At 72.2% G+C, this 12,929-nt stretch carries 11 protein-coding genes; 5 read left to right on the top strand and 6 right to left on the bottom strand.

The window, feature by feature from the left end; translation table 11 throughout:
- The first annotated feature begins 19 nt into the window (after positions 1–19).
- Both ACFPGP_RS09270 and ACFPGP_RS09265 read left to right on the top strand, forming a co-directional pair.
- On the top strand, positions 20–574 hold the full coding sequence (locus tag ACFPGP_RS09270) for a sigma-70 family RNA polymerase sigma factor (RefSeq protein WP_378589460.1): 555 nt from the start codon (positions 20–22) through the stop codon (positions 572–574).
- Entirely contained in the window at positions 571–1,620 is a 1,050-nt protein-coding gene (locus ACFPGP_RS09265) for a hypothetical protein (RefSeq protein WP_378589459.1), read from the top strand. Before ACFPGP_RS09270 ends, ACFPGP_RS09265 begins: the two co-directional genes overlap by 4 nt.
- A 12-nt stretch (positions 1,621–1,632) precedes the next feature.
- Here the strand turns inward: ACFPGP_RS09265 and ACFPGP_RS09260 are convergent, their stop codons facing one another.
- Both ACFPGP_RS09260 and ACFPGP_RS09255 read right to left on the bottom strand, forming a co-directional pair.
- A complete protein-coding gene (locus ACFPGP_RS09260) occupies positions 1,633–2,094 on the bottom strand; it encodes a MarR family winged helix-turn-helix transcriptional regulator (protein ID WP_378589458.1) in 462 nt (153 codons plus the stop codon).
- A complete protein-coding gene (locus tag ACFPGP_RS09255; protein WP_378589456.1) occupies positions 2,091–3,734 on the bottom strand; it encodes an MDR family MFS transporter in 1,644 nt (547 codons plus the stop codon). The genes ACFPGP_RS09260 and ACFPGP_RS09255 overlap by 4 nt, the downstream gene beginning before the upstream one ends.
- Before the next feature lie 170 nt (positions 3,735–3,904).
- On the opposite strand from ACFPGP_RS09255, the gene ACFPGP_RS09250 reads away from it, so the two are divergent.
- The 3 genes from ACFPGP_RS09250 to ACFPGP_RS09240 all read left to right on the top strand — a co-directional run bounded on the left by ACFPGP_RS09250 (position 3,905) and on the right by ACFPGP_RS09240 (position 6,985).
- Positions 3,905–4,543, top strand: a complete 639-nt coding sequence (locus ACFPGP_RS09250; protein WP_378589455.1) for a response regulator — start codon at positions 3,905–3,907, stop codon at positions 4,541–4,543.
- 126 nt (positions 4,544–4,669) lie between these two features.
- Positions 4,670–5,566, top strand: coding sequence for a sigma-70 family RNA polymerase sigma factor (locus ACFPGP_RS09245; RefSeq protein WP_378589453.1), 897 nt, complete (start codon positions 4,670–4,672; stop codon positions 5,564–5,566).
- Positions 5,567–6,256: 690 nt separating this feature from the next.
- Complete coding sequence (locus tag ACFPGP_RS09240; protein ID WP_378589451.1) at positions 6,257–6,985, top strand: hypothetical protein; 729 nt, start codon at positions 6,257–6,259, stop codon at positions 6,983–6,985.
- Here ACFPGP_RS09240 and ACFPGP_RS09235 read toward each other — a convergent pair.
- The 4 genes from ACFPGP_RS09235 to ACFPGP_RS09220 all read right to left on the bottom strand — a co-directional run bounded on the left by ACFPGP_RS09235 (position 6,976) and on the right by ACFPGP_RS09220 (position 12,894).
- A complete protein-coding gene (locus tag ACFPGP_RS09235) occupies positions 6,976–8,301 on the bottom strand; it encodes a lytic transglycosylase domain-containing protein (RefSeq protein WP_378589450.1) in 1,326 nt (441 codons plus the stop codon). The two genes, ACFPGP_RS09240 and ACFPGP_RS09235, sit on opposite strands and share 10 nt — an antisense overlap.
- Positions 8,302–8,657: 356 nt before the next feature.
- On the bottom strand, positions 8,658–10,571 hold the full coding sequence (locus tag ACFPGP_RS09230; protein ID WP_378589448.1) for an ABC transporter ATP-binding protein: 1,914 nt from the start codon (positions 10,569–10,571) through the stop codon (positions 8,658–8,660).
- The gene (locus tag ACFPGP_RS09225; RefSeq protein WP_378589446.1) at positions 10,568–12,301 is read right to left on the bottom strand and encodes an ABC transporter ATP-binding protein; all 1,734 of its coding nucleotides are present in this window, start codon (positions 12,299–12,301) and stop codon (positions 10,568–10,570) included. The genes ACFPGP_RS09230 and ACFPGP_RS09225 overlap by 4 nt, the downstream gene beginning before the upstream one ends.
- Positions 12,301–12,894 carry a TetR/AcrR family transcriptional regulator gene (locus tag ACFPGP_RS09220; protein ID WP_378589444.1) on the bottom strand — a complete coding sequence of 198 codons (594 nt, stop codon included), beginning with the start codon at positions 12,892–12,894 and terminating at the stop codon, positions 12,301–12,303. Before ACFPGP_RS09220 ends, ACFPGP_RS09225 begins: the two co-directional genes overlap by 1 nt.
- Positions 12,895–12,929 lie beyond the last annotated feature (35 nt).

Below are 12,929 nucleotides of genomic sequence, written 5' to 3'. Positions count from 1 at the left end.
CTCGCGCGAGGAACTGGTCATGAACGACGCCTCTCCCACCGCTGCAGCGACCCGTGGTCGCTCGCGCGCCGGTGCCCGGGAGAGGGACTTCGACGAGTTCTACGTCGCGGAGCTGCCGCGGCTGGTCGCCCTGGCCCGCGGCCTGTGCGGCCCGGCGCACGCCGAGGACGTCGCCCAGGAGGCGATGCTCGTGGCCTACCGGCGCTGGCGCGAGGTGAGCTCGCTGGAGCGGCCGGAGGCCTGGGTGCGGCGTACGTGCTCCAACCTCGCGGTCTCGACGTTCCGCCGCCGGGTGGTCGAGCTCCGCGCGGTGTCGCGGCTCGGCGGTCGTCGTACGCCCGAGACACCGGCAGCCGAGCTCGGGGCGGAGGCCGAGGAGTTCTGGACGGCGGTCCGGGCCCTGCCCGCCCGGCAGGCGCAGGCGGCGGCCCTGCGCTACGTCTACGACCTGCCGGTCGCCGAGATCGCCCACACGCTGGAGTGCACCGAGGGCACCGTCAAGCAGCACCTCAGCAGGGCCCGGCACAGCCTCGCGGCCGCGCTCCACGTCGAGCCCGGGGAGGAGGAGCGATGACCCTCGACCAGCGCGCCGATGCGGCCGTCCGCGAGCTCCTCGCCGCCACCGACGTCGACGTCACCCGCCGGCTCGCCGACCTCCGGGCCACCCGGCGCCGCCGCGACACCGGACGCCTCGCCGCTCTCGCGGTCGCGGCCGCCGCCCTCGTCGGCGCCACCGCGTGGGTCGCCACCAACACCGACGACGACCGGATCGAGCCGGCCCCGTCGCCCCACCGGGTCAGCAACGGCGCCCTGGTCGCGGCGCCCGACGTCAGCGACGCCGTCGGCGGGTGGCGGGTCATCCAGGGACCGGCCCTGGACCACCTCCCCGACTCCTCCAGCGACGGCACCGACCTCCAGTTCATGCCCGACGGCCGTCAGGCCGTCTACGTGGACGAGCGCGGGAGAGTCCTGATGCTGGACGTCTACACGGGTGGCTCGCAGGTCATCGGCACGTGCCCCGACCAGGTGTGTGTGGCCGCACTCTCACCCGACGGCTCCACCCTCGCCTGGAGCGGGCCGCCGGGGCTGCGCCTCCAGCAGGTCGGGCAGGACGAGTTGCGCACGATCCCCCTCACGGACGAGGTCGACTGGGCCGGGTGGCCGAGCTGGTCACCTGACGGCTCCTGGATCGCGTTCACATCTCCCGAGGGTGTCTACCTCGTACGACCGGACGGGAGCGACCTGCGCCTCGTGCAGCCGCTGCCGGGGCGGGCCGCGGTCTGGCGACCCGTCACCTTCTCGCCAGACGGCTCCAGGATCGCCTTTCTCGAGGGGGTGCCCCGCGACGGGGGCGACGACGACGAGCTCGACTGGACCGTGGTCACCATGGCGGTCGACGGCAGCGGCGAACACCGCTTCTTCGACGCGGGTTCGTGTCCGTGCGGAGGACAGCCGGTTCCCGTCATGACCTGGAGCCCGGACGGCCGGTACCTCGCGGTCACGGTGCGGCACAACGGTCCCTCCGCCGGCTTGCACGTGATGCGGCCGGACGGGTCCGATGACCGGCTGGTGTCCCCGGGCTACTTCGTAGGCATCGCCTGGCAGCCACTGGTGGAGTAGGTCGGGCGGGCCTCAGCGCGCCGGCGTGTCGAGCGAGGCGTTGTAGCGGCCCAGCATGGTGACCAGCACGTCGAGGTCGGCGTCAGTCCAGTCGCCGAGCCGGTCCTCGAGCTGCCGGCGACGCTTCCCGCGCACCTCGGCCAGCCGGCGTACGGCGTCGGTGCTCGCGGAGACGAGCGTGGCGCGACCGTCGGCGGGGTCGGGAGTGCGGTCGACGAGGCCGAGGTCGACGAGGTGCTGCACCTGGCGGCTGACCGCGCCCTTGTCGATGCCGAGCGCCTCGGCGACCGCGGACGACCGCTGTGGGCCGGCCTCGGCGACGTGGGCGAGCAGCAGGTACGACGACGGCTGCAGGTCGGGGTGCACCGCGCGGGCGCGCTCGCCGATGACGCGGCGCACCCGACGGATCAGCACGCCGACCTCCTGCTCGAGACGCCGGAGCGTCTCGGTGCGGGTCACCGTGGCGGCGCTCACCGGACCGGCTCCTGCTCGGCACCCGGCTCCGCCGAATCCTGCTGCTGGGCGATCTCGTCGTCACTGAGCACGGTGGTGCGCAGCGGCACTTCCTCGATGAAGAGGATGAGGAGCAGCGCGAGCGCGGCGAACGGCACGGCGACGAGGAACAGGTGGCCGGTGGCCACACCGAAGGCGTGCTCGAAGATCGACCGGAACGGCTCGTCGAGCGTGCGGAGGTCGGGGATGCCGCCGGTGCTGTGCTGGGCGGCGATCCCGAGCCGGCTCAGGTCGGAGGCCACCTGCTGGGCCACCTGGTGGGCGAGCACGGCACCGAGCGCCGAGACGCCGATCGAGCCGCCCATCGAGCGGAAGAAGGTGACCACGGAGCTCGCGGCCCCGAGGTCGGACTGGGGGACGTTGTTCTGCACGGCCAGCACGAGGTTCTGCATGGAGGCGCCGAGCCCCAGCCCGAGCACGGACATCGAGGCGCCGACGTAGAGGAGGCTGGTCGTCTCGTCGATGCGCGAGAGCAGCAGCAGGCCGGCCACCACGAGCGTCATGCCGCCGACGAGGAACTTCTTCCACCGGCCGTACTTCGTGATCAGGCGGCCGCTGATGATGCTGGAGACCAGCAGCCCGCCGACCATGGCGACCGACATCAGGCCGGCCTCGGTGGGGCTCATGCCGCGGGCGAGCTGGAAGTACTGGCTGAGGTAGACCGTCGAGCCGAACATCGCGAGGCCGACCAGCACCGACGCCCCGGTGGCCAGCGACATGGTGCGGTCGCGGAAGAGCCGCGGCGGGATCACCGGGTCGCCCGCCACGCGGGCCTCGACGTAGATCGCCGCGGCGACCACGAGCAGGCCGCCGGCGACCAGCCCGAGGCTGGTCAGCGAGACCCAGTCGAACGACGACCCGGCCAGCGACACCCACACGAGGAGCAGCGAGACACCCGCGACCAGCAGCGTGGCGCCGAGGTAGTCGATGTCGACCGCGCGCCGGATCACCGGCAGGTGCAGGGTCTTCTGCAGCACGAGGAAGGCGATCATCGAGATCGGGATGCCGAGGAAGAAGCACCAGCGCCAGCCCATGCCCGGCGCGTCCACGATCACGCCGCCGACGAGGGGGCCGCTCACGGTCGCCAGGGCGAAGGTCGCCCCGATGTAGCCGGCGTACCGTCCGCGCTCGCGCGGCGGCACCATCGAGGCGATCACGACCTGCACCAGCGCGGTGAGCCCGCCGACGCCGAGGCCCTGCACGGCGCGGGCACCGATCAGCACGCCCATGGAGGGGGCGAGGCCCGCGACCAACGAGCCGATCGAGTAGATCACCAGCGCCGACTGCACCAGCAGCTTCTTGCTGAACTGGTCGGCGAGCTTGCCCCAGATCGGGGTGGTCGCGGTCATCGTCAGCAGAGTGGCCACGACGACCCACGTGTAGCCGGTCTGGCTGCCGCCGAGGTCGTTGATGATGCGCGGCAGCGCGTTGGTGACGACGGTGCTCGACAGCATGGCGACGAACATGGCCAGCAGCAGGCCGCTGAGGGCCTCGAGCACCTCCCGGTGCGTCATCTGCCCGGCCTGCTCCGCGCTGCTGGCGGCACCGGCGACGGCGGTCTGGGCACCGGGCGCGGCGGCGGGTTGCGGGGTCTGAGGCACAGCTGCTCGATTCGGGGACGCGGATTAGTTGCCATTGGCAACCATATCGGGACGACGCTCCGGTGTCCAAACCAGACGACCTGCCGCCCGACCAGACCACTGGCGCTGCGGTCCGTCAGCATTTGCCGGACAATGCGCCTTCGGGCGCCCGTGGATGGTGGGATGGCCGGGTGACGAGCAAACGGGTGTTCCTGCTCGACGACCACGAGGTGGTCCGCGAGGGCATCCGCGCCGTGCTCGACGCCGAGCCCGACCTCGAGGTCGTCGGCGAGTGGGACACCGCGCGGGGCGCCGCCGACGCGATCCTCGACGCCTCGCCCGACGTGGCGGTGCTCGACGTACGCCTGCCCGACGGGTCGGGCATCGAGGTGCTGCGCGAGGTCCGGCAGCAGAACCCGGAGATCAAGGGCCTGGTGCTCACCGGCTTCCAGGACGACAAGGCGCTGTTCGCCGCGGTGGTCGCCGGCGCGTCGGGCTTCGTGCAGAAGCAGATCGCGATCGACACCCTGGTCAGCTCGGTGCGCCTCGTCGCGAGCGGGCACTCGATGATCGACCCCGCCGTCGTGCTCCGGCTCGCCGAGCGCAACCAGCCCGCCGCGCAGGAGGCCCCCGGCCTCGCCGACCTCACCCCCACGGAGCGCCGGGTGCTCGTGCTCGTCGCCCGGGGCATGACCAACCGCCAGATCGGCGACGAGCTCTCCCTGGCCGAGAAGACCGTGAAGAACCACGTCACCAGCATCCTGTCCAAGCTCCGCGTCACCCGCCGCACGCAGGCCGCGTTGCTGGCCGCCAAGCTCGGCGTCGCCTGACCTGGGGCGGGCCGTAGTCAGCACGGGAGGGGTCGACCGGGACCAAGGTCCCACCAGGGGTAGCACCTCGGTGCCAAATGCCCCGGACGGCGTCCGAAATCCTCAAGATTGACTCAATTTTGGGAGGTGACCCCGCCCCTCCCCCCGAAACCGGGCTCCCACCCCCAGCAGGTCGACCCCCTCGGACCCCCCGCCGAGACCACCGTCGACGACCTCATCACCGAGAACATCCCGCTCGTCGGGCACCTGGTGCGCGAGACGCTGGGACGGGTGCCCGCCCACGTCAACCGTGAGGACCTCCTGTCTGCCGGCCTGACTGCGCTCGTGCAGGCGGGTCGGGCCTACGACGCCTCGCGAGGCGTCCCCTTCACCCGGTACGCCGCCACGAGGATCCGCGGCGCCCTCCTCGACGAGCTGCGCTCGTTCGACTGGGCCTCGCGGGCGGTCCGCCGCCGCGCACGCGACCTCGACGACACGCGCGCCACCTTGTCGGTCACGCTCGGCCGGTCCCCCTCCGACGACGAGGTCGCCGCTGCCCTCGGCGTCCCCGTCGACAAGGTCGTCGCCAACGACCACGACGTGGCCCGCGCCCGTGTGCTCTCGCTCCAGGCCACCCGGGAGGGCGCCTTCGACGACCTCCTGGTCAGCAGCGAGCCCGACCCGGGTGCCGAGGTCGAGCACCGCGAGCAGCTCTGCTACGTGGTGGCCGCCGTCGAGGAGCTCCCCTGGCGACCGCGCCTCGTCGTCTGCGAGTCCTTCCGGTCCGAGCGGACGATGGCCGACATCGCCGCCGAGCTCGGGGTCACCGAGTCGCGGATCTCGCAGCTGCGGGCCGAGGCGCTCGCGCTGCTGCGGGACGCCGTCAACAAGGCCTTCGACCCCGACCTGGTGTCCGCTCCCCCGCGTCCGGGCGGCCGCGCGGACCGGCGCCGCGAGGGCTACTTCGCCGCGGTGGCGGCGCGGCATGCCCGCCTCACACGGCCGAGACCGCGCTCGACGTCACCGCTCGACTGCACCGCCTGACCCGGTTGCTGGCGAGGGGGCGCGGAGCGTCCTCTCCCGGCGACGGGCTCGGAGCCGACCCGTCGGCAACGTACCGGGGGAGCGAAGCGGAGGAGGGCGGCTGGCGACGGGTCGGCGAGGGGTCCACGGCCGGGGAGCCACACGACGGACCTCGGGACCCGGCGCGGAGCCGCTGGGCCGGGTCGGCACCACCCACACCCCCGTCACCGCCGACACCATCCGCACCTGGTGCGGCACCGCCGACCACCTCGTCATCAAGCCCGTCATCGACCTCAACCAGCGGATCCACGTCAACGCCTACGAGGTCCCCGACCGCATCCGCGACCACGCCGCCCTGCGCGACCACACCTGCATCTTCCCCTGGTGCACCCGACCCGCCGAACGCTGCGACACCGACCACGTCCAGCCGTTCGGACGCCGGCGGACCGACGTCGACCGACAACACCGCGCCCCCGTGTCGCCGACACCACCGCGCCAAGACCCACGCCGGCTGGCACCTGACCGTCATCCGTCCGGGCGAGTACCTCTGGCGCTCGCCCCACGGCCTCCACCTGCTCCGCGACCACACCGGCACCCGACTCCTGTCCGACCCACCCGGCCCACCCGGCCGACCCGGCCACACCTGACCACCCCGCCCCACACCCCGCCCCACGGCGGGGCCAGCGGCATGTCCGGCCCGAGGCTCCGCGCATGGCGCGGGAGCTCATGATCGTCGGAGACCGCCAGGAGGCCTTCCCGCACCTCCCGCAGCTCCTCGCCATCACTCACGCCCGGGTGCAAGGTTGCCGCTACGCCGACTGGGCTGCGATCGGCGAGCTGACCGAGCTGGTGTCGCTCGAGGTCATCGACTGGCTCGCCGCCGACCTCGAGCCGCTCAGGGCGCTGACGAAGCTGGAGGAGGTGAACCTGTTCGGCGTGCGCCCCGAGTGCAGGTCCGTGAACGACCTGCTGGAGATCCCGACGCTGAGGGTTGCGCGGCTCTCGAAGTACCCGGCCGCGCCCGGGCGGGATCTCGTTCCGGGAGCCGTCGGCGCTGACGCTCAGAGCCGCGGGTCGAGCGGCTCGGACTCGAGGGCGAGCACGGCGAAGCCGCCTGGTGCCTTCGCCTACGGCCACACCGGGGAGGACGGCCAGTGGTTCACCGACCACGCCCGCGCCGTGCTCTCGCCCGAGTCGTGCGCCCGGGCGAGACGGAAGTACGCGCGTCCGCGGTGGTGGTCCCAGACCGCCCCACGCCACGTGGTCAGGTCGGGGCTGGTCGCCGAAGACCTCGTCGTGGACGAGCCAGACCTCCACGGCGTCCGCGTCCGTCACGCCGCTGGTGACCGAGATCCGCACGTCAGGCTCGCCGGGGACCACGCAGCCTGCTGGTTTGGTCGACCGCAATTCTCCGAGACCTGGGACGTGCGCTACGGGTAGGCGAGGCCCTGGAGCTTGAGGACCGTGGCGGTGCCGAACGACACGACCACCGTCACGTTCACGCCGGCGAGGCCCTCGAGCTCCTGCTGGTTCGTCTCGCCGGACGCGCCGTCGCCGTCGTAGTCGTGGGTCGCGGTCTGCGCGAGCACGGCGTCGCCGCCGAGGTCGAGCGCCCAGCCGTCGAGGCACCACCCGGACCCGCAGGTCGCCAGCGTCCCGGACTTCTGCTCGGTCGTCGGGTCGGGGGGCGGGGTCGAGCCACCGCCACCGCCGCCGCCACCACCGCCGGTGGAGCCACCGCCACCGCCTGTGGAGCCACCGCCACCGCCGCCGGTGGAGCCGCCACCGCCGCCACCACCGGTCGAGCCGCCGCCCGTGGAGCCACCGCCACCGCCGCCGGACTGGCCGCCACCGTCGCCCGTCGAGGAGTGCCCGCCGGAGCCGGAGCCCCCGTGACCGCCGTGATGCGCGTGCTTGCCACCGTGGTGCGCGTGCTTGCCACCGTGGTGGCCCCCGAAGGTCGGCATGATGAAGACGCCGGTCCGGTAGCCGACCTCCATGGCCATCACCAGCGCGACGTACTGCCGGGAGTGGTTGTAGCTGTAGATCGCCGCGCGCATCGCCGTCTCGCCGAGCACCGATCCGCTCCCCGAGCAGAGGTAGGCGGCGGTCGCGAGCGCCGCGTCGTCGATGTCGTTGGGCGACTTCACGCCGTCTCCGTCACCGTCGCGCGCGACCGCGGCCCACGACGACGGGATGAACTGCATCGGGCCGACGGCGTGGTCCCAGACCGGGTCCTTGTCGAACCGTCCGTCGTCGGTGTCGCGGATCGCCGCGACCGGGCCGGACCCGTCGAGCGTCACCCCGATGATGAGCGGGTGCGAGACTCCGTCCGCGCCGAGCACCGAGCCGCCGTCGCGGCCGTGGTCGGACTCGACCCGGCCGATCCCGGCCAGCAGCGTCCACGGGACCTGGCAGGCGGGATCGGTCTGTGCCATCGACGAGGCCGCACGCACGTACGCGCGGCGGGCCGCGGACGGGAGGCCATTGTCGGTGAGCGAGCTGGCGGTCCAGGTGACGGTGCCCGTGGACGTCTTCACCTCGACGGTCCGCTGCGCGTGGTCGGCGCCGGCGCGTGCGTACGCCGCCAGGGCGTCGAGCTGCCGGACGGTCGCCGCGAGGGTCGTCACCTCGGCCTCGGAGGCCGCTGGCGCGGGGGTGTGCGAGAGGGACGCGAGGACGCCCTCGCTCGGGTTCAGCGCGAGGGGGAGGGCGAGGATGGCTGCGACCGCGCAGCCGCGGTAGCGCCACGACACAGGTCGACGTTCCGTCCTGTGCCGCGACGGGGTCGTTCGTCGAGCCGGCACTCTCCCAAGGCTAGGAGCGGAGCGCCCCCGGCATGGCGGAATCCGGGAAATGCAGCGACCCGCAGACGTGGAGCCTCCGGAGAGGCCCCGCACCGGTGGACGTGGTACCGGCTCGTCTGCGGGTCGGGTAGCTGCCAAGGATTCGCCAGCAGCGTCGCGGGCGTCTCAGCCCGTGATGGTGCTGGGGCTGCTAGCGGGCAGCCACCTCACGCGTCCCAGAAGAATTCATTCTTCGGATCACCTCCTTTCCCGTGTGCCCACACCGTAGGTCGCGCACCGGGCGCGCTCAAGGCATTTCCCACGGGTCAGGCGACCGCCGCCGCGAACTGCGACTGGTACAGCCGGGCATAGGCGCCCTCGCGGGCGAGCAGCTCGTCGTGGGTGCCCTGCTCGACGATCCGCCCCTCCTCCATCACCAGGATCAGGTGGGCGTCGCGGATCGTGGAGAGCCGGTGCGCGATCACGAACGACGTGCGGTCGGTGCGCAGCGCGGCCATCGCGTGCTGCACCAGCAGCTCGGTGCGGGTGTCGACCGAGGAGGTCGCCTCGTCGAGGATCAGCAGCGCGGGGTCGGCCAGGAACGCCCGCGCGATCGTGATCAGCTGCCGCTCGCCCGCCGAGAGGTTGCCGCCGTCCTCGTCGATCACCGTGTCGTAGCCGTCGGGCAGCGAGTGCACGAAGCGGTCGACGAACGTCGCCCGTGCGGCGCGGAGGATCTCCTCCTCGGTCGCCCCCGGACGCCCGTAGGCGATGTTGTCGCGGATCGTGCCCTCGAAGAGCCACGTGTCCTGCAGCACCATGCCGATCCGGCCCCGCAGCTCCGCACGCGGAAGCGCGGTGATGTCGGTGCCGTCGAGGGTGATCCGGCCGGCGTCGAGCTCGTAGAAGCGCATCACCAGGTTGACCAGCGTGGTCTTGCCGGCGCCGGTGGGGCCGACGATCGCGACCGTCTCGCCCGGCCGGGCCACGAGCGAGAGGTCCTCGATCACCGGCTTGTCGGGCTCGTAGCGGAACGAGACGTCCTCGAACCGCACCTCGCCGCTGCGCTCGGGCCACACGACGTCGTCGGTGGCCTCGGGGCGCTCCTCCTCGGCGTCGAGCAGCTCGAAGACCCGCTCGGCGGAGGCGACGCCCGACTGCAGCAGGTTGGTCATCGAGGCGACCGTGGTCAGCGGCTGGGTGAACTGGCGCGTGTACTGGATGAAGGCCTGCACCTCGCCCAGCGACAGCGTGCCGTTGGCGACGCGCAGGCCGCCGACCACCGCGATCACGACGTAGTTGAGGTTCCCGACGAACATCATCACCGGCATGATCAGGCCGCTGATGAACTGCGCCTTGAACGACGCCTCGTAGAGCTCGTCGTTCTGGTCGTCGAAGGTCTGCTGGGTCTCGCGCTGGCGACCGAACACCGTGACCAGCGCGTGGCCCGAGTAGGTCTCCTCGATGTGGGCGTTGAGCACCCCCGTGCGGCGCCACTGCGCGATGAACTCGCCCTGCGAGTGCTTCATGATCCGCGCCGTGACGCCCATCGAGATCGGCACCGAGACCAGCGCGATCAGTGCCAGCAGCGGGGAGATCGAGAACATCATGACCAGCACCGCGACCACCGTGAGCAGCGAGGTGAGCAGCTGGCTCATCGTCTGCTGGAGCGTCTGGCTGACGTTGTCGATGTCGTTGGTGACACGGCTCAGCAGCTCACCGCGCGGCTGGCGGTCGAAGTACGCCAGCGGCAGCCGGTGCACCTTCTCCTCCACGTCGGCGCGCATCCGCTGCACCGTCCGCTGCACGACGTCGTTGAGGAAGTAGCCCTGCACCCAGCCGAGGAACGCGCCCCCGGCGTACACGGCGAGCACCGTCAGCAGCACGTCGCGCACGGCGGTGAAGTCGATGGGCGTCTGCGTGAGGTAGCCCTCGAAGATCAGGTCGGTGGCGTGGCCGAGCAGGCGCGGCCCGAGCGCCATCAGCGTCACGCTCACCACGGCGAGCACGACGACCGCCAGCGCGCGGGCGCGCTCGGGGCCCATCCGGGCGACGAGGCGGCGTGCGGAGGGGCCGAAGGTCATCGCCTTCTGGCCGACCATGCCGCCGCCCATCGGACCACGACCCGGGCCGCCCATCGGCGCCTGGACGCGCTCGGTCTCCTTCATCGTCGGGCCGGCGCCGGGCTTGCCGGCCGCGGGACTGGTGGCCGCGGTGCCGGCGCTCGTGTCGGTGCTCATGCCGCCTCCTCGGCGCTCAGCTGGGAGGCGACGATCTCCTGGTAGGTCGCGTTGCCGGCGAGCAGCTCGGCGTGCGTGCCGCGCCCGACCACCCGCCCGTCCTCGAGCACCAGGATCAGGTCCGCGTCGCGGATCGTGGTGACGCGCTGCGCGACCACCACCACCGTCGCGTCACGGGTCACGGGTCGCAGCGCGGCCCGGAGCCGGGCGTCGGTGGCGAGGTCGAGCGCCGAGAAGGCGTCGTCGAACAGGTAGATCTCGGGGCGTCGCACCAGCGCGCGGGCGATCGCGAGCCGCTGCCGCTGACCTCCGGAGACGTTGGTGCCGCCCTGGACGATCGGCGACTCGAGTCCGCCCGGCATCGCCTCGACGAAGTCGCGGGCCTGCGCGATCTCGAGCGCGCGCCACAGCTCCTCGTCGGTGGCGTCGGGGTCCCCGTGGCGCAGGTTGCTGGCGACGGTTCCGGTGAAGAGGAACGCCTTCTGCGGCACCAGCCCGATCCGCGACCACAGGGTGTCGGGGTCGAGGTCGCGCACGTCGACGCCGTCGACCAGGACCCTGCCCGCCGTCGCGTCGAAGAGGCGGGGCACCAGGTTGACCAGGGTGCTCTTGCCCGCCCCGGTCGAGCCGATCACCGCCACGGTCTGGCCGGGGCGGGCGCTGAACGAGACGTCGGCGAGCACCGGCTGCTCGGCACCGGGGTAGGTGAACGAGACGGCGTCGAGGTCGAGGTGGCCCCGGAGGTCGAGCTCGGTGACCCCCCGCTCCGGCGGGACCACGGTCGAGTCGGTGTCGAGCACCTCGCCGATGCGGTCGGCGCACACCGACGAGCGCGGGATCATCATCAGCATGAAGGTGCCCATCATCACCGACATCAGGATCTGCATCAGGTAGCTGAGGAAGGCGGTGAGGGCGCCGACCTCCATCTCCCCGTCGTTCACCCGGTGCCCGCCGAACCAGATCACGGCGACGCTGGAGATGTTCACGACCAGCATCACCAGCGGGAACATCGTGGCCATCCAGCGCCCGGCCCGCACCGACACCTCGGTCAGCCCGGCGTTGGCCTCGCTGAAGCGCTGCGTCTCGTGGGGCTCGCGCACGAAGGCCCGCACGACGCGGATGCCGGTGATCTGCTCGCGCAGCACCCGGTTGACCTCGTCGATGCGCACCTGCACCAGCCGGAAGCTCGGCACCATCTGGGAGACCACGAGCCCGACGCAGAGGAACAGCACCGGTACCACGACCACGAGCAGCCACGAGAGGGCGAGGTCCTCACGCATGGCCATCAGCACACCGCCGACCATCATGATCGGTACCGAGACCGCCATCGTGCAGGTCATCAGCGTCAGCATCTGCACCTGCTGCACGTCGTTCGTCGTCCGGGTGATCAGCGACGGCGCACCGAACGCCGCGACCTCCCTGCCGGAGAACGAGCCGACCCGGTGGAAGAGCGAGCCGCGCAGGTCGCGCCCGAAGGCCATGGCGGCGCGGGCGGAGAACCACACCGCGACCACCGAGCACAGGATCTGGAGCAGCGAGACCGCGAGCATCACCGCGCCCATGCGGACGATGTAGCCGGTGTCACCGGTGGCGACGCCGTTGTCGATGATGTCGGCGTTGAGCGAGGGCAGGAACAGCATGGCCACGGTCGCGGTGAACTGCAGGACGACGATGACGGTGAGCCAGCGGCGGTAGGGGCGCAGGTAGGTGCGCATCAGGTGCAGGAGCATCAGTCGTTCTCCTTCAAGGTCCCGTGGAGGACGACGCCGACGATCTCCTCGGGAGTCATCGTGCGGCCGTCGGAGATGTGGGGGTGGCTGCCGGCGAAGGTCAGCAGGCGCAGCACGCGCACGACCTCCGCGGGCGGCACGCGGAAGCGGTCGGCGTCGGGGCCGACCACCCGCGCGATGCCCTCCATGCCGAGGCGGCGGCGGAACTCCTCGGCGCGGAACCGCTCGGGCGGCTTGGTCAGCCCGAGCGCGGTCATCAGGTGGAAGACCTTGAGGAACCGGCGCTGCAGCAGCGAGGTCGCCACGACCAGGCGCTCCTCGAGCGGGAGGTCGAGGTCGATCTGCTCCACCTGGTCGAGGAAGACCTGCGGGTCGAACTCCGCGTCGAGCACGGCGTCGACCAGCTCCTCCTTGGTCGCGAAAGCCCGGAAGATCGTGCCCTCGGCGACCCCGGCCGCCTCGGCGACGAGCCGGGTCGTCGTGGCGTGCCCGTGCTCGAGGAAGAGCGGCCGGGCCGCGGCCACGATCGCGGCGCGCCGTTCGTCGGGCGACATCGGGCGGGCCCGCTCACGGGTCGGCTTCGGCGTGGTCACCCGGTCGAGAGTAAGTGAGTGAGCACTCACTCACA

It is taken from the genome of Nocardioides taihuensis (assembly GCF_042657275.1).
GTDB classification, from domain to species: Bacteria; Actinomycetota; Actinomycetes; order Propionibacteriales; family Nocardioidaceae; genus Nocardioides; species Nocardioides taihuensis.
The sequence above is the reverse complement of the archived record's forward strand: the minus strand, read 5'-3'. Positions and strand labels throughout refer to the sequence as shown.

Excerpts from the sequence above, each read along its gene's own strand:
- ACFPGP_RS09240 (WP_378589451.1), top strand. The coding sequence starts at position 6,257 with ATGGCGCGGGAGCTCATGATCGTCGGAGACCGCCAGGAGGCCTTCCCG.
- ACFPGP_RS09225 (WP_378589446.1), bottom strand. The coding sequence starts at position 12,301 with ATGCTCCTGCACCTGATGCGCACCTACCTGCGCCCCTACCGCCGCTGG.
- ACFPGP_RS09270 (WP_378589460.1), top strand. The coding sequence starts at position 20 with ATGAACGACGCCTCTCCCACCGCTGCAGCGACCCGTGGTCGCTCGCGC.
- ACFPGP_RS09265 (WP_378589459.1), top strand. The coding sequence starts at position 571 with ATGACCCTCGACCAGCGCGCCGATGCGGCCGTCCGCGAGCTCCTCGCC.
- ACFPGP_RS09230 (WP_378589448.1), bottom strand. The coding sequence starts at position 10,571 with ATGAGCACCGACACGAGCGCCGGCACCGCGGCCACCAGTCCCGCGGCC.